The organism is Agrobacterium sp. 33MFTa1.1, from assembly GCF_004328495.1.
In the GTDB taxonomy this organism is placed as follows: Bacteria; Pseudomonadota; Alphaproteobacteria; order Rhizobiales; family Rhizobiaceae; genus Agrobacterium; species Agrobacterium pusense.
Window position 1 is genome coordinate 182,350 of record NZ_CP036360.1, and the last position, 25,429, is coordinate 207,778.

Annotated in this window: 22 protein-coding genes and 2 pseudogenes; 13 read left to right on the top strand and 11 right to left on the bottom strand. The window is 57.0% G+C overall.

All coding sequences use genetic code 11. From position 1 onward, the window contains the following. Positions 1 to 118 precede the first annotated feature (118 nt). The 4 genes from EYD00_RS24205 to EYD00_RS24220 form a co-directional block, all read right to left on the bottom strand. Positions 119 to 1,105, bottom strand: coding sequence for an alpha/beta fold hydrolase (locus EYD00_RS24205; protein WP_081859590.1), 987 nt, complete (start codon positions 1,103 to 1,105; stop codon positions 119 to 121). Between the two features lie 665 nt (positions 1,106 to 1,770). Then, the gene (locus EYD00_RS24210; RefSeq protein WP_034499450.1) at positions 1,771 to 2,835 is read right to left on the bottom strand and encodes an ABC transporter ATP-binding protein; all 1,065 of its coding nucleotides are present in this window, start codon (positions 2,833 to 2,835) and stop codon (positions 1,771 to 1,773) included. A 10-nt stretch (positions 2,836 to 2,845) separates the two neighbouring features. Continuing rightward, entirely contained in the window at positions 2,846 to 4,882 is a 2,037-nt protein-coding gene (locus tag EYD00_RS24215) for an ADP-ribosylglycohydrolase family protein (protein ID WP_051674304.1), read from the bottom strand. A 98-nt stretch (positions 4,883 to 4,980) separates the two neighbouring features. After that, positions 4,981 to 5,694, bottom strand: coding sequence for an IS6 family transposase (locus EYD00_RS24220; protein WP_022557673.1), 714 nt, complete (start codon positions 5,692 to 5,694; stop codon positions 4,981 to 4,983). 84 nt (positions 5,695 to 5,778) lie between these two features. Here EYD00_RS24220 and EYD00_RS24225 point away from each other — a divergent pair, with 84 nt between their 5' ends. Beyond that, a complete protein-coding gene (locus EYD00_RS24225; protein WP_081859572.1) occupies positions 5,779 to 6,810 on the top strand; it encodes a polyamine ABC transporter substrate-binding protein in 1,032 nt (343 codons plus the stop codon). A gap of 372 nt (positions 6,811 to 7,182) precedes the next feature. Here EYD00_RS24225 and EYD00_RS24230 read toward each other — a convergent pair. Further along, positions 7,183 to 7,569: pseudogene (locus tag EYD00_RS24230) on the bottom strand (IS6 family transposase); the annotation flags it as partial. A gap of 234 nt (positions 7,570 to 7,803) precedes the next feature. On the opposite strand from EYD00_RS24230, the gene EYD00_RS24235 reads away from it, so the two are divergent. The 5 genes from EYD00_RS24235 to EYD00_RS24255 all read left to right on the top strand — a co-directional run bounded on the left by EYD00_RS24235 (position 7,804) and on the right by EYD00_RS24255 (position 12,864). Next, a complete protein-coding gene (locus tag EYD00_RS24235; protein WP_022557670.1) occupies positions 7,804 to 8,394 on the top strand; it encodes a helix-turn-helix domain-containing protein in 591 nt (196 codons plus the stop codon). Next, positions 8,387 to 9,616 (top strand): type II toxin-antitoxin system HipA family toxin, encoded by a 1,230-nt coding sequence (locus EYD00_RS24240; protein ID WP_034499453.1) that lies wholly within the window; start codon positions 8,387 to 8,389, stop codon positions 9,614 to 9,616. Before EYD00_RS24235 ends, EYD00_RS24240 begins: the two co-directional genes overlap by 8 nt. 195 nt (positions 9,617 to 9,811) lie before the next feature. Next, positions 9,812 to 10,120, top strand: a complete 309-nt coding sequence (locus EYD00_RS24245; protein WP_022557668.1) for a type II toxin-antitoxin system RelB/DinJ family antitoxin — start codon at positions 9,812 to 9,814, stop codon at positions 10,118 to 10,120. Beyond that, positions 10,117 to 10,410, top strand: a complete 294-nt coding sequence (locus EYD00_RS24250) for a type II toxin-antitoxin system RelE/ParE family toxin (RefSeq protein ID WP_022557667.1) — start codon at positions 10,117 to 10,119, stop codon at positions 10,408 to 10,410. The genes EYD00_RS24245 and EYD00_RS24250 overlap by 4 nt, the downstream gene beginning before the upstream one ends. A gap of 519 nt (positions 10,411 to 10,929) precedes the next feature. Further along, on the top strand, positions 10,930 to 12,864 hold the full coding sequence (locus EYD00_RS24255; RefSeq protein ID WP_034499455.1) for a methyl-accepting chemotaxis protein: 1,935 nt from the start codon (positions 10,930 to 10,932) through the stop codon (positions 12,862 to 12,864). 253 nt (positions 12,865 to 13,117) lie between these two features. Here the strand turns inward: EYD00_RS24255 and EYD00_RS24260 are convergent, their stop codons facing one another. Then, positions 13,118 to 13,417 (bottom strand): hypothetical protein, encoded by a 300-nt coding sequence (locus EYD00_RS24260; protein ID WP_034499457.1) that lies wholly within the window; start codon positions 13,415 to 13,417, stop codon positions 13,118 to 13,120. A 448-nt stretch (positions 13,418 to 13,865) separates the two neighbouring features. On the opposite strand from EYD00_RS24260, the gene EYD00_RS24265 reads away from it, so the two are divergent. Both EYD00_RS24265 and EYD00_RS24270 read left to right on the top strand, forming a co-directional pair. Continuing rightward, entirely contained in the window at positions 13,866 to 14,117 is a 252-nt protein-coding gene (locus EYD00_RS24265) for a type II TA system antitoxin, ParD family (protein ID WP_034499459.1), read from the top strand. Next, entirely contained in the window at positions 14,114 to 14,425 is a 312-nt protein-coding gene (locus tag EYD00_RS24270) for a type II toxin-antitoxin system RelE/ParE family toxin (protein ID WP_022557664.1), read from the top strand. Before EYD00_RS24265 ends, EYD00_RS24270 begins: the two co-directional genes overlap by 4 nt. A gap of 129 nt (positions 14,426 to 14,554) precedes the next feature. Here EYD00_RS24270 and EYD00_RS26265 read toward each other — a convergent pair whose 3' ends face one another. The 5 genes and pseudogenes from EYD00_RS26265 to EYD00_RS24295 all read right to left on the bottom strand — a co-directional run bounded on the left by EYD00_RS26265 (position 14,555) and on the right by EYD00_RS24295 (position 17,154). Further along, positions 14,555 to 14,938 carry a type II toxin-antitoxin system VapC family toxin gene (locus EYD00_RS26265; protein WP_034499461.1) on the bottom strand — a complete coding sequence of 128 codons (384 nt, stop codon included), beginning with the start codon at positions 14,936 to 14,938 and terminating at the stop codon, positions 14,555 to 14,557. Beyond that, the gene (locus EYD00_RS24280; protein ID WP_006699143.1) at positions 14,935 to 15,135 is read right to left on the bottom strand and encodes a type II toxin-antitoxin system VapB family antitoxin; all 201 of its coding nucleotides are present in this window, start codon (positions 15,133 to 15,135) and stop codon (positions 14,935 to 14,937) included. Before EYD00_RS24280 ends, EYD00_RS26265 begins: the two co-directional genes overlap by 4 nt. 131 nt (positions 15,136 to 15,266) lie before the next feature. Next, positions 15,267 to 15,697, bottom strand: a pseudogene (locus tag EYD00_RS26270) (type II toxin-antitoxin system VapC family toxin). Further along, complete coding sequence (locus EYD00_RS26275; protein ID WP_022557659.1) at positions 15,697 to 15,996, bottom strand: hypothetical protein; 300 nt, start codon at positions 15,994 to 15,996, stop codon at positions 15,697 to 15,699. Before EYD00_RS26275 ends, EYD00_RS26270 begins: the two are co-directional and overlap by 1 nt. A 144-nt stretch (positions 15,997 to 16,140) precedes the next feature. Beyond that, positions 16,141 to 17,154 carry a LacI family DNA-binding transcriptional regulator gene (locus EYD00_RS24295; protein WP_034499463.1) on the bottom strand — a complete coding sequence of 338 codons (1,014 nt, stop codon included), beginning with the start codon at positions 17,152 to 17,154 and terminating at the stop codon, positions 16,141 to 16,143. A gap of 195 nt (positions 17,155 to 17,349) precedes the next feature. On the opposite strand from EYD00_RS24295, the gene EYD00_RS24300 reads away from it, so the two are divergent. The 5 genes from EYD00_RS24300 to EYD00_RS24320 all read left to right on the top strand — a co-directional run bounded on the left by EYD00_RS24300 (position 17,350) and on the right by EYD00_RS24320 (position 25,422). Further along, the gene (locus tag EYD00_RS24300) at positions 17,350 to 19,278 is read left to right on the top strand and encodes an ABC transporter substrate-binding protein (RefSeq protein WP_034499465.1); all 1,929 of its coding nucleotides are present in this window, start codon (positions 17,350 to 17,352) and stop codon (positions 19,276 to 19,278) included. 103 nt (positions 19,279 to 19,381) lie between these two features. Beyond that, on the top strand, positions 19,382 to 21,496 hold the full coding sequence (locus EYD00_RS24305; protein WP_051674306.1) for a family 10 glycosylhydrolase: 2,115 nt from the start codon (positions 19,382 to 19,384) through the stop codon (positions 21,494 to 21,496). Between the two features lie 28 nt (positions 21,497 to 21,524). Further along, positions 21,525 to 22,511 carry an ABC transporter permease gene (locus EYD00_RS24310; RefSeq protein ID WP_034499467.1) on the top strand — a complete coding sequence of 329 codons (987 nt, stop codon included), beginning with the start codon at positions 21,525 to 21,527 and terminating at the stop codon, positions 22,509 to 22,511. A gap of 11 nt (positions 22,512 to 22,522) precedes the next feature. Next, positions 22,523 to 23,698: an ABC transporter permease gene (locus tag EYD00_RS24315; protein WP_034499469.1), complete on the top strand. Its 1,176-nt coding sequence runs from the start codon at positions 22,523 to 22,525 to the stop codon at positions 23,696 to 23,698. Between the two features lie 11 nt (positions 23,699 to 23,709). Then, positions 23,710 to 25,422: an ABC transporter ATP-binding protein gene (locus EYD00_RS24320; RefSeq protein WP_034499471.1), complete on the top strand. Its 1,713-nt coding sequence runs from the start codon at positions 23,710 to 23,712 to the stop codon at positions 25,420 to 25,422. Positions 25,423 to 25,429: the final 7 nt, after the last annotated feature.

Consider the following 25,429-nt stretch of genomic DNA (forward strand, 5'->3'; position numbering starts at 1 on the left):
ACGCGGCCGACGTATCATCGCTGGAAGTTAGCGATCTCATCAAGCGTTGTTTCACTACAGATCCTTGGGGGCCGAAATCTCAAATGCGCGCCGCTTTTTGATCCGATCTCGGCTAGCGTCATCGCGGAAGTCTAGCCATATATGCTCGCGTGAAACTCGCCACTTCATCCAACTTCGTATCCATCGCAAAATGACCCGCATCCAAAATATGAATGTCTGCCTCCGGTAAATCCTTTTTGAAGGCATCGGCGCCAGCGACCGTAAATGCTGGATCATACTTTCCCCACATGACAAGAGTTAATGGTTTGTGCTCGCGCAACCAGCTTTGCCAAATCGGGTAAGCCGCGATGTTGTTCTGGTAGTCGAAAATCAGGTCCGACTGGATCTGGTCCTGCCCGGGTCGGTTGAGATACGCGTACTCGTCCATCCACAGATCCGGATTATAGGCCTCGATATCAGGATCTGTTCCAAGGTGACGGGCTCGGGTCACAGCGAGAGACTGGTGCTGTTTAACGACTTCAGCCTGGAGTTCGCCGCGGTTGTTCCAAAATGCCTTTCTCTCTTCCCACATGGGGCCGAGCCCCTCTTCGTAGACGTTGCCATTCTGAAAAATTGTACCGATCACAGATTGGGGTCTCGTCGTAGCGACGCGCATCCCGACCGGAGCACCATAATCCTGCATGAAGAGCACATATCGATCGAGCTTGAGCGCATCAGTCAGCTTGATGATGGTCTCAGCCAAGTGATCGAACGTATACGTATAATCCTGCGGGGAAGGCGCCTCGCTGTTGCCAAACCCTGGATAGTCAGGGGCCACGAGATGATACTCGTTTCCGAGCCTTCTCATCAGATCGTCGTACATCCGCGATGAGCTTGGAACGCCGTGTAGCAGAAGGATTGCTGGTTTATCGTGCGCGCCGATTTCCCGATAGGCGATCTTCGACCCGTCAATCTCGATTGTACGATAGGTCATTTGGGGCGTGGGGGCGCTGACATCGGCAGCGTTAGCGACCGGGGCCGTGAGAATTACTGCCAACGCAATTGCGCTCGTCAATGATGCGAGTTTTTGCGGCGTTTCAGTTACATTAATTGGCTTGTTGTTCATGGTTCGAATCCTCACCGGGTTTGTTGTCGCGGTGATAATCATCCATCTTCCTGGGAGCGAGAACCGCCTCATTTCACAAGGGATTGTTTCTTCCAATGAAATAGTGGCTTCGCGCGAAAGGCCTTCTTGCCTCGGGCGAAAAGCATTCTGAGACATTTTACTCGCGGTAACGAGCAATTTCTAAAAATGAATATTCGGCCCGTGGATCGTTCGCTGCATCCTGTAGGCCCCGATCGGGAATGGAATGGTCGTTATGACGAAGCAGACTCTCATTGTCTCCCGCACCGAGGAGTGCGAGAGCATTTGGCAAAGCGGTGCCAGCGCCGCGCATCGTGGAGACCCCCGTTCGAGGCCTGCCTGAACCGAAGGAAGCTGCTCTAGTACATTTACTTGAAGCAGACGTTATAAATGTGGGCGACGTGGTTCCGCGCACGATGCTCTTTGCCGTGAAAGAAAGGCAAGGTTCCAAAAGAGCTTGCACCGTAGAGAGGCCGACCCCGGTCGAACGACTCATGACCGCTCCTTAGCCGAGGAGCACTCATCTCTTTTCGCTGCAGATGACTAACCGCGTTTGTCTGAGCACACAGTCTTGTTTGTTGTCGACTCGACAGTTGGCCACTCCAGAAACCCGAACGATGCGTTTGACTTACGTTCAATTGCAAAGCTTAGGGAAAAAGACGTTGCCGCCGGTCTCGCGCATCGAATAAATGTACCGCGCCCTGACCAAGAGAAATCCTTTGGACAGAGCCGACCTCGAACCATGGCCGCTCGCGCAGAACCGCCGAGACCAGTTGGCTGCCGAGCTTCAGTTCGAGAAAGGTTTCCGAACCGGTCGGCTCGATATTCTCGACGATAGCTTCGAGTGACCCTTCCGGGCCGAGGGCGATTTCTTCAGGGCGCTTGCCGATTAGCAGCTTCTGGCCTTCTCTCGCCCCTCCCGGTGCGGTGAGACCGGAGGCCTGTCCGTCCTCCAGCACCAGCTGTCCGGCGGATACGGTTGCCGGGAACAGGTTCATCGCAGGCGAGCCGATGAACTGGGCGACGAAGGCATTGGCCGGCCGGTCGTAAAGCTCGAGCGGCGTGCCGATCTGCTCGATGCGGCCGGCCTGCATGACGACGATACGGTCGGCCATGGTCATCGCCTCGACCTGGTCATGCGTCAAATAGACCATCGTCGTTCCCAAACGCCGGTACAGGCTCTTGATCTCGCCGCGCATCTGGACGCGCAGCTTGGCATCGAGATTGGAGAGCGGTTCGTCGAAGAGGAAGACCTGCGGATTGCGGACGATCGAGCGGCCCATGGCGACACGCTGGCGCTGGCCGCCGGAAAGCGCCTTCGGCTTGCGTTGCAGCAGGCTTTCTAGGCCGAGGATCTCGGCGGCCTCGCGGACCTTCTTCTGCTTCTCGGCCTTGCTGGCGCCGGCGAGCGTCAGCGAGAAGGCCATGTTTTCCTCGACGGTCATATGCGGGTAGAGCGCATAGTTCTGGAAGACCATCGAGATGTCGCGGCTCTTTGGCGGCAGGGTGTTGACCACCTTTCCGCCGATCGAGATCGTGCCACCGGAAATGTCCTCCAGCCCTGCGATCATCCGCAGCAGGGTGGACTTGCCGCAGCCCGACGGCCCGACGAGGACGACGAATTCGCCGTCGCCGATCGCCGCGTCGATGCCGTGGATGACCTCGGCGCTGCCGAAACGCTTGGCGACCTTGTCGATCGTGACGCTTGCCATGAAGTCCTCCTTATGCCGCGCCGATATGGATGCGCGTGGCCGACAGGGCGCCCTCGTGGATGATCAGGCCGGCGGAACCGCCGGCAAAGGTCTGGTCATTGGCCTCGACCACGGTATCGCCGACCTTCACCGAAAGCTTGCCGCCCTTGGCGGAGAACTTCATCGTGAAGCGTGTCTCGAACTCGACGCGAAGCGGCGCGGAGGCGAGCACGGTCTGCTTTTCGTCCTTGCGGCAGACGATCTGCAACTGCCCCTGACGCGTCACCTGGGCCGCATAATAGCGGCGCTGCCCTCCGGCGCGGATCACCAGGCCACCGTGATCGCCGAGATGCAGCATCATGTCGGCTTCGATCGCGTAATCCGTCCAGTCGCGCGTGCCCTGCAGGATCATGCCTTCGCCGCGGTTCTGGCTGATGCGGAAATCCTGCGGGAAGTTCTTCGAGAAGAAGTGGACGTTGCTGACCCAGGCGCGGCGCCAGAAATCTCCGCCGTCTTCGGGACGGCGGAAGGTGGCATCGGGGCAACCGTCCCAGGTGACGGTATCGACGAGCACGCGGCCGTTGGCACGGCCCTGCGGGGCACTCAGCACGACGCCGATTTCGGCGATCGGCTGGTGGCCGGTCGAGGGAATCGTCCATTCGAGCGCTGCGGAACCGCCGGGGCCGAGAAGCTTGCCGGAGGGCATATCGATATCGACGAGATTGTCGCTGCCGTCATAGTGGCGGATGCGGAGCTTGGCTTCGACCGTGCCGCTGTTTCCGGCTTCTGCCGAAAGCGTGGCGCGCAGCGTCTGACCGGCGTGGATGCGCGGGCTGGCGACCAGATCGTAGGTACGCATCTTGGTGACTTCGTGCGGCGTGAAGACCGGCGTGGTTGCCGCAGCCTCGCGGCCTGGCGCCAGCGCCAGATAGTCGATCGCCAGAGCCGAACCAGTGCCGGTGACCTTGAGGCCGTCGACCGCCGTCTGGCCGGCCTGCGGGCGGAAGCCCTGGACGGAGCCCGGCAGCGCGAAATGGAATTTCGCACCGTTCTTCGGCGCCGGCTTTGCCGGCTCGCCCGCAAGCTTACGGCCGAGATTGGCAAGCCACAGAGAGATATCGGCGGCATCGGAGATCGAGCGGCCGCCGTCGGCGGTCGACATGTAGAGACGGTCGGCAACGGGGCCGCGCCAGTCCGGCCCGGCATCAAGGCCGTCGAGACCGAGCATGATCCCGTGCAGGCAGCCGAGGTTGCCGGCGTTGCAATCGGTATCCCAGCCGGAGGTGTTGACGATCATCTGGCCGCGCTGGAAATCGTGCGGGGCATGCAGCAGCGCCATGATCATCAGTGCGTGGTTCGGTACGACATGGCAGTTGCCCGGATATTTGTCGTAGCCGTAATTGTCCTCGATCTTTTGACGCGTCGCTTCCCAGTCCTCGTTGCCGGAGGTCCAGTTGCGGATATCGCCGACCAGCTTGGCGATCAGGCTGTCCTTCGGGATATGGGCAAGGCCGGTGTCGAGCAGGTGGTTCACATCCTTGCTGACAAAGGCTTCCGCCTCCATCGCCGCCCAGAGCACGGCGGCGTTGACAGCTTCGCCGTCATGGCTGACGGAACCGGCAGCGCGCGCCAGCTTGGTGGCCTGTGCCGGGTTGCCGGGCGAAACGAGAGCCCAGCCGTCGATGAAGATCTGCGCGCCGATCTGCTCGGCGACGGTCGCGCCATTGACCTCGATCGACCCGGATGCCGGAGCCGGGATGCCGCGTTGCAGGTTGAGCCAGGCGGTGTGTTCGGTCGAATTGCCGGCGCCACTCCACCAGAGGATCGAGCGCTCTTCGATGATGTAGTTCAGCCAGGCCTTGCCGATGTCTTCGGCCGAGAGATCGGGCGAAATGCCGTAATCGTCGAGGGCACGCGGGAAGGTGAAGGTGCCGGCAACGTCGTCGTCGGTGACGACGAGCGGATCGCCCAGGCGGTCGTGGACGTAATAGGTGATCGGGCCGAGCTTCTCCAGGATATCCTTGTAGCGCCAGTTCTCGAACGGGCGGCCGAGATAGACGCCGATCAGCTTGCCGAGAACGCCGGCATAGACGCGGTTGGTATAATCTGCGGGAGTGGCGTCGCCTTAACCTGACGTAGGACGCAATCATTTCTTCGTCTTGAATTTCAGGCTTGGATCGGCAACGCGATCTCGCGCCAGATGGCTCTGGCGAGGGCGCGGAGTTGGCGATGATCAGCGGCGTTCAGGTGTTTTCGATGAAGTTGGAAAAGATTGGCAATTTGACCGTGGGTTGAGACGAAACGTTGGCATTGTCGTGCCGACTTGAACCGCATCATGCGTCGCTCTCGTCGTCGAACGGGAAGGTGAGAATTCTCTGCGCGGTTGTTGAGCCCTTTGTGCGAACGGTGCTTGATCCCCGGCATGATCTCTCGCTTTGCGGCGGCATAAGAACGCAGCTTGTCTGTCACCATCACGCGTGGCGCAACACCTTGGCTCTTCAACAACTTGCGCATCAGCCGAAGAGCAGCTCCCTTGTTTCTGCAGCTTTGCAGCAGAGCATCGAGAACGTAGCCGTTGCCATCGACGGCGCGCCACAGCCAGTATTTCTTGCCCTTGATCGATACGACCATCTCATCGAGATGCCATTTGTCTGCGAAGTTGCCGATCGACCGCCGCTTGAGTTGATGGGCGAATTTCAGGCCAAACTTGGTCGCCCATTCTGCGACGGTCTGAAACGAGACGCCAATGCCGCGCTCGGCAAGCAGGTCTTCGACATCGCGCAGGCTCAGCGGGAACCGATAATAGAGCCATACCGCATGCGCGATGATCTCGGCTGGAAAGCGGTGGCGTTTGTATTGGGCGGACGCATCTTCAGTCATGGCGATAGACTATTGCCTCGATCCGCACCAGTCGGTTAAGGCGACGCCTCCGTGGCTGCTGTTCTTCTGAGTTCAACGTCCGCCATGGCGGCTGATCGCGTCGTTCATGTCTACAACTGGTCGGATTATATCGATCAGTCTATCCTTGAGGACTTCACGAAAGAGACCGGCATCAAGGTCGTCTATGATGTCTTTGATAACAACGAACTATTGGAAACAAAACTCCTCGCGGGCGCTTCCGGCTATGATGTCGTCGTGCCAACAGGCCCTTTTCTTGCCCGGCAAATCAAGGCGGGTGTGTTCCAGAAGCTCGATAAGACAAAGCTGCCGAATATCGGAAATCTCTGGCCTGATATCATGGACAGGCTGGCCGTCTATGATCCAAACAATCAGTATGCAATAAACTATATGTGGGGTACGACGAGCATCGGTTACAATGTCGATAAGGTAAAAGCCGCTCTTGGCAATGTCCCGATCGACAGCTGGAACATCATCTTTGATCCCGCAAATGCAAAAAAGTTGAGCTCATGCGGCATTAATATTCTCGATGCGCCTGACGAAACCATGGCCATCGCTCTGAACTATCTCGGGAAAAACCCCAACAGCAAAGAAACGTCTGACCTCAAAGCTGGCGCTGAAGTCTTCAAGAAGATCCGGGCCTCGGTGCGATCGTTTAATTCGTCTGCTTATATCAACGAACTTGCGACGGGCGATATCTGCGTGACCATTGGCTTTTCCGGCGACGTGCTGCAGGCCAAGGCTCGCGCACAAGAGGCCAAGAACGGCGTCAACGTGGAGTACGCGATTCCGAAAGAGGGAGCTTACATGTGGTTCGACAACCTCGCGATCCCCGCGGATGCGAAGAATGTAGAGGAAGCTCACGCATTCATAAATTATCTCATGAAACCGGAAGTCATTGCCAAAGCCTCCAACTACGTCAGATACGCCAATGGAAATCTTGCATCGCAAACGCTTGTGGACAAGGATGTTCGTGAGAACGCATCTGTTTACCCGCCGGATGCCGTGCTCGGTAAGCTCTTCACGATCTCACCTTATGGTCAGAAGCAACAGCGCATTCTAAACAGGCTTTGGACGGGAATTAAGGCGAAAAACTAGCGCGCACGGCGCCAGAAGAATAGCTGCGCATCTTTCAACGGTACAAGATGCGCCGCTATCAACAGTTGGGGCGTTCACCATTGCGTGAACCCTTGCCAGCGCTAGGAACTCCTTCACGCCCGCTTACAGGTTGCCGCGTCCGGGATAGTAAAGACAAAGTCTTGGAAAAGGTCGCGTCCAGTCGTTTAGGACCAGTGTGAGCCGACCTTCTTCAATATCGGCCAGAACGCTTTGCTCGACGAAGAGGCCGATGTCGGTGTCTGCAGGACTACTACTCTGGCGAGGGTGGCTTCGTTCAGAATAGTCTGACCACGAACATCGATTTGTGCCGTCTCTCCATCCTTCTCAGAACGCCATCTGAAGATTGTTCCATCCCTGCTTCTTCAGAAGACGGGTCAACAATCGTCTGACAGCCTTGGTGTTGCGGCGGTTCTGAACGATTTCGTCGAGCACATACCCGTCCTGATCGACGGTCCGCCATACCCAGTGTTTCCTGCCGGAAATGATGATGACGACCTCGTCCAAGTGCCACACATCGTTGCCGCTGGGCTTCTTGCGGCGAAGGCGGCGCGCATAATCCGGGCCGAACTTTTTTCCCCAGAGGCGGATCGTTTCATGGGAGACGGCAATGCCGCGCTCGAGCAGCAATTCTTCGACAAGGCGCAGGCTCAGCGGAAACCGAAAGTAGAGCCAGACCGCGTGGGCGATGATTTGGGCTGGGAAATGATGGCGCTTGTAGCTGACTGGCGAAGTACTCATGAACGTGCGTCTATCGCGGTCGCTCCTCATAAGACGTTACCGTGACATCGCTGCGCGCACTGATGGGTTGCCAATAGGAGCCATGGGTAACTGTAAGCGCTAAGACTGCAAGACGATACATTATGCTATATAAGTCAGCAATTTGATACAGTTTTGTATATCGACGTTGCATCGCTCTTGAATCCTCTATATATTATCCTGTATGTTTCGCATCGAGCGATACAGGATAATGATATGGCATATAAAACGGAGCATATAACGCAGCAGCTGCGCGCTGCGCGCGAAGCGCAGAAAATGAGCCAGCGCGAGCTGAGCGCACGATCGGGCCTGACGCAAAGCCATATTTCTCAGATAGAACGGGGCACCATGGAGCCCGGACTTGGCAGCTTGGTGGATGTGGCACGCGCGCTCGACCTCGAGATCGTCCTTGCCCCGAAAAAACTGATGCCGGCAATCCGCAATATCCTCGATAGCGCATCGGCATCGAGTGATGTCCTGACATCCGACCAGCGCAAGCTGGTGGGGCGCCTTGAGCGGTGGTTTGCCCAGCACAGGGACGGGTTCGGTAGTGCTTCCGAGGCAGATACATTCAAAGATAGCCTCGCGCTCTTACGGCATCTTCCTCTGTCGGCCGAGGAGATGGACACATTCAATGAGGCGACTGCACGCCTCGACCGGTGGCAGGCTGATCCGCCGTCCCGTCAGGAACTGAGCAGGATCGCACATGCCGTAAGACACCTACGCAATGCCGCGGTGCACCGCGACCGTGACGACGCGGTCCCACGCTCGGCCTATGCGCTGGATGAGGAAGATGATAATGCCTAAGGTCACGGTACTCGATGTCAGGCTGTATGGGGAACCGGTTGCGACCCTGACGAATCTGCAGGACGGGCGCACCATCTTCGCGTTCAACGATGCATATATCGAAGACGAAAAGCGGCCGACGCTTAGCCTGTCCCTGAAAGACCCGTTCGGGGCGCTCATCACGAAGTTCAGGCCGTACAACACGGTGGTCCCGCCCTTCTTCTCGAACCTACTGCCGGAAGGACCGCTGCGCAAATACCTCGCTGATCGTGCGGGTGTGAAGCCGTCGCGGGAATTCTTCCTGCTCTGGATGCTCGGCCGCGACCTGCCTGGGGCTGTGACGGTGCATCCCTCCAAAGGGGATGACGCGCCTCCGGATGACGAGCAGGCTATCGTCGAAGCGCGGCCGAACGCGCTGCGCTTTTCGCTGGCGGGTGTGCAGCTGAAGTTCTCGGCCTTTAAAAACGACAAAAAGGGCGGCGGCTTGACCATTCCGGCCGAGGGCACGGGCGGCTCGTGGATCGTGAAGCTGCCGTCTCAACAATATAGTGGCGTGCCCGAGAATGAGTTCGCGATGATGACCATCGCCCGCATGATGGGTATGGACGTGCCTGAGCTCCAGCTGGTTGATCTCGACGCCGTGAGCGGCCTGCCTCAGGGGGTGGGTGAACTGCATGGGCAGGCGCTGGCGATCAAGCGTTTTGACCGCACGCCGGAGGGAGCGGTGCATATCGAGGACTTTGCGCAAGTCTTCGGCGTCTTTCCCGACCACAAATACGATAGGGGCAATTACCGGATGATCGGCCGCGTGCTGGGGATCGAAACCAGCACGGCCGACGTGGCGGAATTCATCCGGCGTCTAGTCTTCAGCACGCTAATCGGCAATGGCGACTTGCACCTGAAGAACTGCTCGCTCATCTATCCTGATCGCCGCACCCCTGCGCTCTCGCCAGCGTATGACTTGTTGTCGACTATCCCTTACATCGAGGGGGAAGATACGGCGGCGCTCAATTTCTCCCGCACAAAAAAGATGGCGGCGCTGTCGAAGGATGAGCTGACGCATCTGGCTGCGAAAGCGGAGCTTTCCGAGAAGCTGGTGATCGACACCGCGCGCGAGACGGTTGAACGCTTTAGGACGGTATGGGAGGCGGAAAAGAAAAACCTGCCGATGGCCGCCAAGGTCACCGACACGATCGATACGCACGCACCGAAGGTCGAGCTGTATCGTGAGTTCGCGAAGTAGTGTCTTGCGGCTCGGCATTCAATTTATCAAGCCTTGCTGCATATTCAAGGCGTTAGCCCATCCAAAACAGGATGGCCGTTGGTTCGAATCCCATCAAGAGCAAACGAGAATCGTGAACGGGGAATGACAGCGTGAAATTCTAGCTGGAAAGCGTCATTCATTTGCATTACATTCTCCTTGAATATGGAGACAGCCATGGCCGCAAACGCTCTCGTACAAACACGTATTGATTCCGAAGTCAGGGATCGTGCTTCTGCCGTCCTTGAAAGCATGGGCCTCACGGTATCTGATGCGGTTCGTATCATGCTCACCCGGACCGCTAACGAGGGCGCTCTGCCTCTTGAACTTTTATCCGGCAGTGAGGCGCATGACGCTTGGTTTCGGACCAAGGTGCATGAAGCGTTAAACGATACTCGACCGGATTTATCGGACGACGAGGCCGAGGCGCACTTTGTCAAACGTCGAGCGGCAGCCCGCCTTAAAGCGGGTGTGCCAGAATCGTGAAGCTTACTTGGTCTGCTTTTGCGTTGTCGGATCGTGACGCCATCTTCACATACGTCGAGGCAGATAATCCCGCCGCTGCCGTGTTGATCGATGAACGGATAGCCGCTGCCGCCCGTCGCTTGCTCGATTTTCCTGCCAGTGGGCGCGTGGGTCGAATTGCCGGGACACGCGAACTCGTCATCAATGGCACGCCTTATATCGCCGCCTACGCCGTTGCCGAGACGGCAGTTCGAATTCTTCGCGTACTCCATGGCGCGCAAGAATGGCCAGAAAATCTGCCCCTAAGCTGATCGACCACGTTTGTGTAGGGGGTTGACGGTTCGATCCCCATCAAGAGCAAGACCCCGACAGGTTGTCCCGTTCGGGCGGTCGCCAGCCCCGTCGGGAGACACCTCAAGTGCGAATATTTCGTTCGAGCATTGTATGTTCCATCTGCAGAACAGACCAACGGTGACAATCAGATTGTGGCGACGTGAGCAACGTTATCGAATGAGATCCGCAGCTCAACTCGACCGCAAAAATCACGATCGCAGATTGAGCGAGAAGCCGAGCAGCTTTCCTGCCGACCGCTTCAGAAGCGCGCGACATAGCAACCGTCGCCGCGGTGAAGGCGTCACTGGGCCTAGAGAGCAACCGGTGGTGGTAGGTAGATGTGATTCTTAACGAATATAAAACATTATTATCGTATATTTCGTGTCGCTGAGAATGAAGCGGTAATCTTGATCATGCGTCTGCCATCATAGGTACACCCGGCGAATGAATTGCTCGTGGTTCCTCCTGATAAACGTTAATTATTGCGAGAGCGGCACATGAAACACATTTCTATCGTCGGAAAATTTCTTATTATTATGGCATGCTTCGGCTTGTTCTCGCTTGGGGTCGCCCTTTACTCCGGGATCCAGATTGCCAGAGTTGACGAAGACTATGCTGGCCTGATGGACGGCGAATCAACCGCCGCCTTGTATTTGGCTCGCTCCAATCGCAACCTCCAGGCAGCACGAGCGTCCATCGGGGAACTGTTGATGTCGCGCTCGGCAGACCTGAACGAGCGGGCGGAAAAGGGTATCAAGGATGCTGAAGCCGGTTTTGTGAAATACATGGACACCGTTGCTGGCGCTGTCCCGCAGCACGCCGAGATTGCTCTTCTCAAGGCCGAAGGCCTCAAGGTCATGAAAGAGGTGTGTGGCCCGACCATTGTGGCGGCGCGAAACGCGACGACGGAGCAAGACATTGCGGCGTCACAACAATTGTTTCTGAGCCAGTGTCAGCCGGCTTTCAGCGCGCTCACTCCGAAGTTTACAGGTGCGACGAATGAAATCGTTGATAGTGCTGCGAAGACGGGTGAGGAGCTGTCCGCGCACGCCAGCAGCACCGCTACCAAGACCCTCGCCGCTGTCATCGTCGGCTTGATCATCGTTCTCGCGGTCGGCTTCCTCGCTATCCGTTCCTGGTTGGTACGTCCGATCCAGCGGATGTCGGTCACCATGAACGTGCTCGCCAATGGGGATTTGAACGCCGGCGTCGATGGAACGGATCGCCGCGATGAAGTTGGCGGCATGGCGAGAGCCGTCCAGGTATTCAAGGAAAACGGCCTGCGGGCAAGGGAGCTTGAACAGGAAGCGGCCGCGACGCGCTCCGCTAGCGAGGCGGAGCAATTGCGGGTCGCGGAACTTGAGCGTGAGCGCGCCCAGCAGATGGCACAGGCGACGTCAGGCCTTGCGGAGGGTCTGAAGCACCTGTCGAGCGGGAACCTGACTTTCCGACTGAACGAACCCTTTGCCACAGATTTCGAGGCATTGAGGTCTGACTTCAACGCAGCTGTTAGTCAACTGGCAGAGAGCTTGCGATCTGTCGCGAACGCCACAGGATCAATCGATAGTGGAGCACGTGAAATCAGCCAGAGTGCCGAAGACCTCTCAAAACGGACCGAGCAGCAGGCCGCGTCGCTTGAGGAAACGGCAGCCGCTCTCGACCAGATTACCACCAACGTTGCAAACTCCTCCAAACGCACCGAAGAAGCACGTCATGTGGCAATCGAGGCCAACAAGTCAGCGCGCCGCTCGGGCGAAGTAGTTTCGAATGCTGTAATCGCCATGCAGCGCATCGAACAGTCGTCGAACCAGATCTCCAGCATTATCGGTGTCATCGATGAGATTGCCTTCCAGACCAACCTGTTGGCGCTGAATGCCGGTGTCGAGGCTGCGCGGGCCGGGGAAGCGGGCAAGGGCTTTGCGGTGGTCGCTCAGGAGGTGCGCGAGCTTGCTCAGCGGTCGGCTCAAGCAGCGAAGGAGATCAAGTATCTCATCCGAAACTCCGTGGATGAAGTCAGCACGGGTGTAAAGCTGGTTCAGGAAACGGGCCAAGCGCTCAAGGTGATCGAGGAGCAGGTTGTTTCGATCAACACGCAGCTCGACGCCATATCAACGTCGGCCAAGGAGCAGTCGATTGGTCTTGCCGAGGTCAACACGGCCGTGAACCAGATGGATCAGGTGACGCAGCAAAACGCGGCCATGGTGGAAGAATCGACGGCTGCCAGCGCGTCTCTTGCCAGCGAGGTGCAGCGCCTGCGTGAGATCATATCTGAATTTCGCGTCGGCGCGGAAGGAAGAGCTGAAACCGGCAAGCCGACGGCGGTGAGAGTCGAACACAAACCTGTCATTTCTCCTGCCCGCCGCATGCTTGCGAAAGTAGCAGGAGCTATCGGAGGCCGCGCAGCCGCGGCTGAAAGCTGGGAGGAATTCTGAGGCCCGGGGACTCGACTGTTATGTCATGTGATCGTGACCGGGCGACTACTAACCCGGTCACGAGCAGCATGGGAGCCACAACTTCCGCCAGATCGATGCGTGTTAGCCTCGACAAAAATCATTGACAGCCGACGCCTCATGTCGAGCTGATGCATGCTATCCCGCAGCTCGGCCTCGACCTAGGTTGCTGTGACCGCGAGGCCACTCCCGGATCCCGACAACACAAGGCATGAAGAGGGGCGTCCAGCACTTGTCAGATGGCTATTGAAAAACGCTTTGGTCTCGTCAACATCCTTCCAAAGCCTCCTGGGTCTTCACCCCTTTCACCACGAAAAACATCGTCCAGCGCGCGGCACGCTTTGCTGGCACTGGCCTGACCAATCTGAAGGCCGGCGCCTTCGATTCGCGAACAGAAAAGTCCGCCGGAAAAATTTCGCAACAGCTCAAAAAAAATCGTTGAAACCCAAAATCGCCGCAGGGTCGCTGGTTCATATCCGCTCAAGGCATTGGGTTCTTCCATTGTAAAGCTCAGCATCGTGTTCAGCGTAAACACAAATTGTCCTCCTCATCATTCTCGACCATCCTCTCGGCGCGTTTCAGCTAAATCAGTTCGGATAATTGATTAGCGACAGGCGGTGCCTGCGTACCTCTCGCCTACCTCGTGCCACCGAGTTCGGACCTCAATTTTCAATCAGCCGCCAAATGAATTTCAAATGGTCAAACTTTGACTTTCAATTAGTCAACAATGTATTTTCAAACGGTCATTGAGAGGAATAAGGCCGTGATGCTCATCCAAGACTCGTCGAGCAACGTGTTGCCGATGCCATGTTAGACACAAGGGTGATTATGATCGTCGGTCCCCGACACTCGAGCAGAGCATGTAGGGGATTCGAGTCTTCGGAATAGCAAAGCGCTCAAAGCGACGTCGGTTAAGCATCGGCGGTGGCCACAAAGCTACATATGTGTGAATGTGGGCTTTTCTGAGTTCAGGAGTGCGTCAGATGAGCCGATTGACGATCGACATAACGGACCAACAACATCAAAGCCTCAAGGCGGTGGCAGCATTGCAGGACAAGCCAATAAAGCAGTATGTGCTTGAGCGCCTCTTCCCCGGTGACACAGACGCAGAGCGAGCCTGGGAGGAACTGAAGGCGTTGATGAACACCCGCGTCAATGAGGGGCTTGCCGGAAGACTGTCGACTAAAACCGTGAGTGAGATCCTTGACGAGGAGATTTCCGAGGGTCGTGCTTGACTGCCTATATTCTTACCGCGGAAGCGGAATCAGATCTACGTTCGGTAATCCGTTACACGCGTACGCAATGGGGTGGTGCGCAGGTACGTCGCTACGTCTCAGGTTTGGAGCGAGGTATCGCAAACCTTGCCGAGGACAGAGGTTTGTTCAAGGATATGAGTGCGCTTTATCCGGCGCTAAGGATGACGCGATGTCAGGACCATTACGTCTTTTGTCTGCCTCAACAGGATGCGCCCGCCCGCATCGTAGCGATTTTTCGCGAGCGAATGGATCTGATGAAGCGTTTGGTCGATCGTCTGAAGGAATAACGTTTGGACGGAGGCGAGATGTGAGCGCGAGACAGACGAAATCGTCGTTATTGAGCGGGTGAAAGAAGGGGCCGTCAGTTCAGATCCTATCAAGAGCGAAATTGCACTCAAGGGTTTGTAACTTCGTTTCTAATGAGGAGTATGCGCAGAGGGATAAAGCGCCGCCCCAACCTTCCGCGCGGCGGCCGCTAGGCGCTTATCCCTCGTCCACAAGCTGGATCGACGGTCCAGGAGAGTTGAAGTCAACAAATGTGCATCAGTATAGCCGATCCCCATGCTGAATATCGAATGGCGATCAATGACTGTCATCACCTCTGCATGGGTTGCAACTACTGCTTCACGCTGAGCTGTGAGAAACGCTAATACCGCATCCCGTTCTCGCAGACTACCCAAGGCCAGTTCACCTACAACGAAAGGGTGGCAAAGCAGCTGATCATCTCCGATGATTTTGACGAGCTCCGGGTCCCCGTGTCGGAAATGATCAATCCAGATTGAACTGTCGACAAGGATCACTTCCCCACTTCGCTCCGGCGGCGAGGCGCTGCCTCAGCCTCAGGCATAGTGCCTCCAAGAGCGATTAGCCGCTTGCCAGACTCGACTCGCACCAAAGTCTCTAGTGCTTGACGCACAAGAGCCGCCGTTTCCTTCGTGCCCGTTAGGGACTTTGCTCTTTCCATAAGGCTGTCGTCGAGATTGATGGTTGATCGCATAACTAGCTCCGAAACGTTGATATGCAAATAGCACCAATTGGTGCAGAAATCTACGCCCATCAAGCCCGCATTTTTTTGCCTATTGCAGTCGCCGGTTCGATCTCTTCAAGAGCTTAACCCTAGCAATCGTTTCAGATAGCGCTTGTACGGAGGGGGTTGATGATCTCAATCCCCTGGAAATCTCGCTCATTGTCGGTGACAACAACACAGTTGTTCGATTGAGCGATTGCAGCCACGGTCGTGTCCAACGCACTACGCGGGCGGCCGGTTGCCCTTCCTTGTGCCATCATCTCTCCCCACACGAGAGCTGCCTTCTGGTCAAATGAAAGAATTCGACCAGCGAAGAGTGACTGCGGGCCCTCTTTGCTTCCAAACCAGGTTTCGAGCGCACTCGCTTCTTCCCCGCCGGCTTCTCAAGTATCCCACGGTGTATCTCGGCGATAGTGAGTGATGCGATGAACAAATCATCGTCAACCTGTTCAGCCATCCACGTCAACAAAGACGCTGAAGGCTCTGGTTTCGTAATATTGCTTAGAATGTTGGTGTCGAGCAAATCCCGCATTAAAAATCTATCTCGCGACCTTCTTCGCGGGATCGGGCTGTGTCTAGCTCTGCGCCAACCAGTGGCGATCGACGGAGTGCCGCGAGAATCCCACCCTTTTTCGGCGGCTCTCCGGCGACAGTTTCGCTTAGGAAGGCGCGCAGATTGGCCGCCTCCGGGCCATCTTCGGCCAGTCGGCGGGCAAGCGATCTAATTAAGCTGCGATCACTCTCACGCCCGAGAACCTCAAAACGAGCGAGACCACGGTCGCCCAGGCGGCTTCGATAACTCTGAATTGCGCGTGTCTGCGAGCTAGCCATGGTACCCTCCGGATATTTCCAGTAATATCGCCAGATGCTGAGGTGTCTGCAAGCCGCCCAAGGAATGGTCGTGGGGTAATTGACGATCTTATTTGGTCAGAATAGCTGTGTCTTCGGTCCGTAACCCTTCAAGAGCGGGTTGTTTCATCGCTCGAAGGGAGTCAACCATTTCGAATGTCTAGGGGCAGGCCCCGATGAGCGTCGCTCGATAAAGGTCGAGGCGATAAGAATGCGTTTTGCGACGACCGGCTGCCCTCTTGTTTCAATGCGTTCCAACAATAGCCGCATCGCTGTAGCGCCCATCTCCCCCCCTTGTACTCTGATGGTCGTCAGTGGCGGAGATATTTGGGTCGCGGCGGAAAAATCACCGAAGCCGATAACGGACATATCGTCTGGTATGCGGTAGCCGCGTGCTAGAAGTTCGGAAACAGCGGTGAGCGCTAGCCCATCGTGAGCGCAGAACAGGGCTGTTGGTGCGATTCCGGCAGTTTGAAGAGTTTGCAGCGCAGGGATAAAGCCTCCATCTTCGTCAAAGCGCAGGACATGCAGGCGCGCATCGGCATGTTGCTCTAAACTTTCGCGCAGACCGTGATATCGTTCCATACGACCGCGATAGCCTTCCTTTCCTTGCACAAAGGCGATGTCGCGATGGCCGAGCCCAAACAAATAATCGCCGACCGCTATCCCTGCTTCGTGGTCCGTGCCGCCGACATGATCGGCCTGTTCAAGTGGAAGCACCCACCCCAGTCGAACCGAAGGCAAGCCCGACGCTTTGACAATGTCCAGCGTCTTTTTTTCGTGCGGCCCAACAAGAATGATACCTGCGCTATCTTTCACCATCGCCTCGACCCTGTCGGCGTCATGCGTCCACTGCAACCGTACAGCTTGACCTAGTCGATGCGCCTCCTTCTGCATGCCGTCCTGCAGCATCGTCCGCAACTCGTAGCTCACGCTATCGACCTGATCGTGAAAAATCAGAGTGATTTCGCGTTGCTCGTCGGCGGGCTTCGGGCGCTGGTAGCCTAGCATCATGGCAGCGTCCTCGACGCGTTTGCGCGTCGCCTCACTGACTCCTGCTTTTCCTGAAAGTGAACATGAGACCGCAAATTTTGACAGGCCGGTGTGATTGGCGATGTCCTGCAATGTCACTTTGCGCATAACGCATCCTCCCGCCGTGGAGTTCGTGCCGAAATAAATTAAACATAACGCTTTACCTAACAAATTCCATAATACAAGCTAAACAAATTCGGGGATGCAAGCTATTTTTTTGCACCGCAGCCGTCCGAAAAATCGCGGGATCTATCCTGAGGAGGAGAGATAATTCCGCGATGCGTGACTGGAGGAGGAAAACAAATGCAAGGATTAAATCGCCGCGCGTTTCTCGCTGCGAGCACCGCTGCCGTTATACTACCCGCTTTGCCAGCGTTCGCGCAGACCACGACCGTTAAAGACCCCGCCATGCTGGACGCCTTGGTCGGGGAGGGTAAGCTGCCCGCCGTTGTGGACCGCCTGCCGCTCAATCCGCTTGTCATCACGCCGCTTGACCGCGTCGGAACACATGGTGGTGACTGGAACAGCGCGATCGTCGGTGGTGGGTCCCTGTCGATGTTGTTTCGATATCAGGCTTACGAGCCGCTGTTGCGATATAAGCCCGACTGGTCGGGTGTGGTGCCGAATGTCGCAGAGCACTACGAAAGCAATGCCGATGCCACGGAGTTCACCTTCAGATTGCGCAAGGGCATGAAGTGGTCTGACGGTCAGCCGTTCACTACCGAGGACATCATGTTCTGGTACGAGGACATCTTCAATTACGAGGGCCTTAACGACATCGGCCAGAACCATCTGCGTGCGGGCGGAAAAAAGGCCCGCTTCGAGGCGTTGGACGATGTAACGTTCAAGGTGATTTTCGCCGCGCCCAACGGTCTTTTCCCTCTGCGGCTGGCATGGGCTAACGACGATCAGACCACCCGTGTGCCGAAGCACTACCTCAAGCAATTCCACATCAAGTACAACCCAAATGCTGAACAGGAAGCCAAGGCCAAGGGCGCGTCTGGCTGGATTCAATTGTTTCAGCGCGAAGCGGGCCTCGTCGTGGACAACGAGTTCTTTCAGAACTCCCAGCGTCCCGTAATCCACGCCTGGAAGATGGCGGTTGCGCCAGGACAGAGCACCGACCGTGCGATCGCCGAGCGCAACCCGTTTTACTGGAAGGTCGATACCGAGGGAAATCAACTGCCCTACATTGATCGCATCGTCTACCAGATGGTCGCAGACGCACAGGTGTTGTTATTGAAGGCGATGCAGGGCGAAATCGATCTGATGGACCAGTATATCGCCACGCCGGCAAACCGGGCAGTGCTTTACGACTCCCAGGACCAGGGCCAGTTTGGCTTATATACGCTGACCTCGACCGAAACCAATGAGATGGTTTTCCAGCTTAATCTCAATCATCCTGACGAAGCCAAACGCAAGCTTTACGGCAACAGGGATTTCAGGGCTGCGCTGTCAATGGCGCTGGACCGGCAGGCGATTATCGATACAGTTTTCATCGGACAGGGAACGATCTCCCAACCGGCCGTGCGGGCGGAGGATCCTCTTTATAACGAACGTCTGGCTACGCAATTCACCCAATACGACCCCGACGCCGCCAACGCCCTGCTCGACAAGATCCTTCCCACCAAGGATGGTGAGGGTTTCCGGCAGGATGAAAACGGCAAGCGTGTGACGGTCATATTCGAGATCGACCAGGCTCGAACCACATTCCTTGACATTTTCCAGCTGGCGCTGCCGATGTTTCACGCGGTGGGTGTGGACGTGCAGATGCGAAGCATGGACCGTTCGCTTTGGGAGGTGCGCGTGCGTCAGGGCATCGACTATGACGCCACTGCACACCGCTTCGGCGGCAATGCCGGCATCGCTGCTATTCTCGATCCGCGCTATTTTATTCCCAACACGACCGAGGCGCTCTACGCCAAGGGCTGGCAATTGTGGTACCGCGATCCTGCTTCCAAGGGTGCGGTCGAGCCGCCTCAGCCGGTCAAGGACGCATTGTCACGCTATGACCGCGTGCTGGGCTCGCCGGACCCGGATGTGCAGCGCAAGCTGATGGCCGAAATACTGGAGATCGCGGCCGACCAGTTTTACGTCTTCGGCGTTTGCCTGCCCAGCGACAGTTACGGCGTGGTGAAGAACAACATGCAGAACGTTCCCAAATCCATGCCGAATTCGTGGGGATATCCCACACCCGGGCCCGCCAACCCCGAAACCTTTTTCAAGGCCTGATCCCACCGTTCCATTCCGGCATCAACTGAACCCGGATGGAAACATCAAACCTTTTAGCCGCCCCCAAAGGGCGTGACGGCATAATATTGTCATTGGAGAACACATGTTGCATCGACCAAACGCCATTTCCGGAGCTGCCGTTCGTTCTCCGGACTGGTTTAAATCCGCCACTCGCTGGACGCAATTGACCTTTGCGGAGGACGACCCGGCGAAATATGACCCCGAGTTCTGGATCGACGTCTTCAAGCGCACCAAGTCGAATGCAGTCTGCCTTTCCGCTGGCGGCTATATCGCCTATTACCCAAGCGAAATCCCCCTGCATTACGTGTCCAGCTTCATTGGCGATACCGATCCGTTTGGCACGATCGTGGAAGGCGCGCGCAAATTGGGAATGCACGTCATGGCGCGCGTCGACCCACATGCGATCCACGAGGATGCAGCACTGGCCCATCCCGAATGGGTGGCCATCAATCAGGACGGAAGTCCGCGTGAGCACTGGGCATTTCCCGGTATCTACGTCACCGATGCGCTGGGAAGTTATAACCGCGACTTCACAACCGACGTCATTCGCGAAGTCGTAACCAAATATGACGTCGACGCCGTGTTCGCCAACCGCTGGCAGGGCCATGGCGTGTCCTACAGCGACGACAATCGCATACTATTCAGGCAGGAAACTGGTTTTGATTTGCCGATGAGACCGGATGCGACGGATCCGGCATGGCAGGCGTGGGCGGCGTGGCGCAGACGCATACTTACCGAGCTCGTGGTCTATTGGGACGAGACGGTCAAATCCATCCGTCCCCATGCCAGCTTCATTCCAAATATGAGCGGTTCGTCACTGATGGAATTCGACCTTTCGCTCATACAGAAACATTGCCCAATCCTGTTCGTGGACCACCAGGCGCGACAAGGTGTGGAGGTTGGCTGGTCTGCTGGACGGAACGGCAAACGCATTCGTGGAACGTTCCGTGACAGACCCGTTGGCCTCATCACCTCCATCGGACCAGAGGAAGAGTACCGATGGAAGGATTCCGTCCAGAGTGGTGAGGAAATCAAGCTCTGGATTCACGACGGCATTGCGCAGGGCCTTTTCCCATGGTTCACCAAATTCAATGCCTGCGTTCCTGACAATCGCTGGGTGCAGCCCGTTGCAGAAGCCTTTAATCTTCATGCGGACATTGAGCCGTATCTGGAAGGCATGCAGCCAACTGCCGAAATCGCGATCATTGATCCATCCACGACGTTGCGGCACTGGGCACCGGAGCAACGTCATATCGCCGAACATAATGATCTCGGCTTTTATCATGCGCTGGTGGAAGCGCGCATTCCGTTTGAATTTCTATCCGATCAGGTCATGACCCCGGATGCGCTTGATCGCTTCAAGCTCATTATTCTGGCCAATGCCACCTATCTGTCGGACGGACAATGCGCGGCCATCGAACAGTATGTACGGCGCGGCGGGTCGATCGTTGCCGCGCATGAAACCTCGCTCTGCAATGAAGTCGGCGAGCGGCGCGGTAATTTCGGACTATCAAATGTCTTCGGTGCCTCGCTGGCGTCGACGCCACGTGGCCCGGTCAAGAACACCTATGTTGCACTGTCCGATCCGCACCCTGTGAACGAGGGCTACGAGGGCGCCGCTCGCATTATCGGCGGCACACACCTGATTGCCGTCGATGCCAATCCGGACGTTGAAACGCCTTTCCTCTACGTCCCTGATTTTCCGGATCTGCCCATGGAGGAAGTCTACCCACGCGAAGCCCCGAACGGCGCTGCGGTGATTGCGCGTGAGACCGGCCATGGAGGTCGTGTGGTCTACATCCCATGGAACATTGGCGAGGTCTTCTGGAAAGTACTTGCACCCGATCATGGCAAGCTGATCGCCAACGCCGTGAACTGGGCTCTTGGCCAAGACCATCGTGTGACGGTCGAAGGGAAGGGTATCATAGACATCGCCGTTTATGAAAACGAGGACTCGATGGCAATCTTCCTCGTCAACCTTACCAACCCGATGATGATGAAAGGTCCTTTGCGGGAGGTCTACCCTATCGGTGAGCAGACACTATCGATCGAGCTGCCAAAAGGTCGCTCGTCTGCCACGGTGAAACTGCTTGTGAAAAGCGAGGAAGCGTCCTGCAAGATCGTTGGCAACCGTGCAGAAATCACCGTGCCCTCCATCCGGGACCTCGAGACGGTTCATCTGACCTGGCATTCATAAGCCGGATAGCGTGTAGCGGGAGGAACCCATGCTGACATATGTGGCAAAGCGCGTTCTTTACATGATACCGACCCTGTTCGGCATGTCCTTGATCGCATTCATGATCATTCAATTGCCACCAGGCGATTATCTGACCTCGCTTCTCTCCACCATGGCTGATGGCGGGCAAAATCTGGACGAGGCGACGATTGCGCGCCTGCGCGCGCAATACGGTCTCGATCAACCTGTCTATGTCCAGTATTTCGTGTGGATCAGCGGAATATTGACCCGGGGCGATTTCGGATACTCCTTCGAGTGGAACCAGCCGGTCTCGACCCTGATCTGGGACCGGATGGGATCGACGCTGTTGATCTCGCTGGCGAGTCTTTTACTGGTTTGGGCGATATCCCTCCCGATAGGGATCTATTCCGCGGTCAGACGTCATTCCTTCGGCGACCACGCCTTTACGCTTCTCGGCTTTATCGGGCTGGCCGTTCCGAATTTCATCATGGCGCTGACCTTGATGTATGCGAGCTACCGGTTTCTGGGACAAAGCGTTGGCGGCATATTTTCTCCCGCTTTCGTCGATGCGCCGTGGAGCATCGCAAAATTCAACGACATGCTCAGCCATATGTGGATACCTGTGATCGTCATCGCCATGTCAGGCACTGCCGCCATGATCAGAATTCTGCGGGCAAATCTGTCGGATGAATTGAGCAAGCCTTATGTCATCACGGCGCGTGCCAAGGGTTTGCCGGAGCGCAAGGTCATTGTTAAGTATCCCGTCCGCATTGCGCTCAACCCGTTCGTCAGCTCGATCGGCTGGGTGCTGCCGGATCTTGTTTCTGGCGTCACCATCACCGCCATCGTGCTGAACCTTCCAACGGCGGGACCGCTTCTGCTGCGAGCGCTGGTCGGTCAGGACATGTATCTGGCCGGAAGTTTCATTCTCTTAATGGGCGTGCTGACACTGGTGGGCATGCTGATTTCAGACATATTGCTGGCGGTGCTCGACCCCCGCATCCGGTTCAATTGAGAGGGGTGGCCATGTCGATCAACCAGAACCCCACCATCGCGCTGGAAACCGGCCCCGCCATCAGCCCTCTGAAGTCCGGGCGCAAGGCAGTTAGCCTCGAGGCGGCAGGGCAATGGACGCTCATTCGCCAGCGCTTCTTCCGCCACAAGGTCGCAGCATTTGCTGCGAGCATCATTCTTTTGCTCTATTTCATCGGTGCCTTTGCCGAGTTCCTGGCACCGGGCCTGCCGAACACGTCGCGCCCGCAATACACCTTTGCGCCGCCGCAAAGCATCGCTTTAGTTGCGCCGGCTGCCGATGGCGGTTCCCGCTTTCTGCCACACGTGAAGGGCTACAAGATCGAGATCGAGCCGAAAGCTCTCCGCCGCAGCTTCGTAGTTGACGACACGAAAATCATTCCTATCGGATTCTTCGTCAAAGGGGCGCCTTACAAGCTGTGGGGCATCATCCCGATGGAAACACATCTGGTTGGGCCGCTTGACGCCCGCGATCCGATGTATCTGTTGGGTTCGGACCGGCTCGGACGAGACCTCATGAGCCGCCTCATCTATGGAACCCGCGTCTCCATGTCCATCGGCCTTGTCGGCGTTGCCATTTCGCTGACGCTCGGCGTCGTGATGGGTGCGGTCTCAGGTTATTACGGCGGCTGGGTCGATACCCTCATCCAGCGTATCATCGAGATTGTGAGCGCCATGCCGACCATTCCGCTCTGGTTGGGGCTGGCCGCTGCCATTCCCCTAAGCTGGTCACCGCTTTCGGTTTATTTTGTCGTAACCCTGATTGTTTCCCTTCTGAGCTGGACGGGTTTGGCACGCGAGGTGCGGGGACGATTCTTCGCGCTGCGCGGCGATGACTTCGTGACGGCTGCCCGGCTGGACGGTGCAGGGGAAAGGCGGATCATATTCCGCCACATCCTTCCATCACTTACCAGCCACATTCTGGCGGTGGTGACACTTGCCATTCCGACCATGATCGTCGCTGAAACCTCGCTGTCGTTTCTCGGGGTCGGTCTGAAACCACCGGTCGTCAGCTGGGGCGTGCTGTTGCAGGATGCCCAGAACGTGCGGACAGTTGCCACGGCGCCATGGTTGCTGATCTGGCCGAGCCTTGCGGTGATCCTGGCGGTTCTGTCTTTCAATTTCTTCGGCGACGGCCTGCGCGATGCAGCCGACCCTTACGACAGCTGAAAGGAAGTGAGATGACGAAGCACGAAACCTTGCTGGCGGTCAAAGACCTGTCAATCGATTTCCATCTCAGAACCCATGTGCTCCATGCCGTTCGCAATGTCAGTTTTGACCTTGAACGCGGAAAGACGCTTGCGCTGGTGGGAGAAAGCGGTTCAGGCAAATCAGTGACCGCCCGTGCCCTGATGCGGATCATCGACAAGCCCGGACAGATGACAGGCGGCCAGATCGTTCTTGATGGGCCCAACGGACCAGTCGATATCGCGAAATTTGCCGCGAGCAGTCGCGAGGTCCTGGCCATTCGCGGTGGACGGATCGGCCTGATTTTTCAGGAACCGATGAGTTCGCTGTCGCCGGTCCATACCATCGGCTCACAGATCATCGAAGCCGTGCGTCTACATCGCCGCGTGTCGAAGAGACAGGCTCGGGAGCGATGTATCGAACTGCTGCGCCAGGTGGAGATACCGCAGCCGGAAGTGATGGCCGACAGATACACCTTCGAGTTTTCCGGCGGAATGCGCCAGCGAGCGATGATTGCCATGGCACTGGCCTGCGACCCGGAAGTTCTGATCGCCGATGAGCCGACGACGGCGCTGGATGTGACGACGCAGGCCGAAATCCTCGATCTCATCAAGCGGCTGCAGGTGGAGCGCGGCATGGCGATGCTGCTCATCACCCACGACATGGGCATCGTTGCCGAAGTAGCGGACGAGGTCGCCGTCATGCGTTTTGGCAAGATCGTCGAAAAAGGGCCGGTGGACGAGATTTTCCACGCCAGTCAGCATCCCTACACACGGCAACTTCTGGAAGCGACGGTCAAGCTCGAGAGCGGCGCAGCCACGCGCACGCTGCCGGCGTCGCTGACGGCCAACGTGGCTCCGATCCTGTCAGTGCGCAATCTTTCCAAAGTCTACGGCGCGCCGTCCGGACTGTTTTCGTATGGCGGTGGGCGCGGGCTGGTGGCGGTGGACGATGCTAGTCTTGACCTATTTGCCGGAGAAAATCTCGGCATTGTCGGCGAAAGCGGATCAGGCAAAACCACACTAGGACGAATGATACTGCGGATCGTTGAGCCGAGTTCCGGCAGAATTGCGTATCGCGGATGCCCGGATACGGCTCCGATGGACGTCACCACGCTAAACAAAGTGAATTTGCGCCGCTATCACCAGGATGTGCGTCTTATCTTTCAGGACCCATTTGCGTCGCTCAACCCCCGTATGACGGTGAAGCAGATCATCGGAGATCCTCTGGTCATCGCCGGTGGCATGTCCGGCAAAGCGGTGGAGACCCGCGTTGGCGAACTTTTGCAGAAGGTCGGGCTCGATCCCTTGGCGATGGAAAGATACCCACATGCCTTTTCCGGTGGCCAACGCCAGCGGATCGGGATTGCAAGGGCGCTCGCCGTCAACCCGAAGGTCATCGTCGCCGACGAGGCGACCTCGGCGCTCGACGTGTCGATCCGAAGCCAGATCCTCGACCTGTTGCTCGATATTCAAAAGCAGCTCAATCTCAGCTTCATCTTCATTTCGCACGATATCTCGGTCGTGCGCTATTTCTGCGATCGCGTTGCAGTCATGCACAAAGGCAAGATTGTCGAGATCGGAGATGCGGAAACAATCTGCACAACGCCCTCGCACCCCTATACCAAGCGACTGATCTCTTCTGTTCCCAACCCCGACCCCCGCAACAAGCGCATGCTGCACCGCCTGCGCGCAGACCAAGTTTGAGGTCATT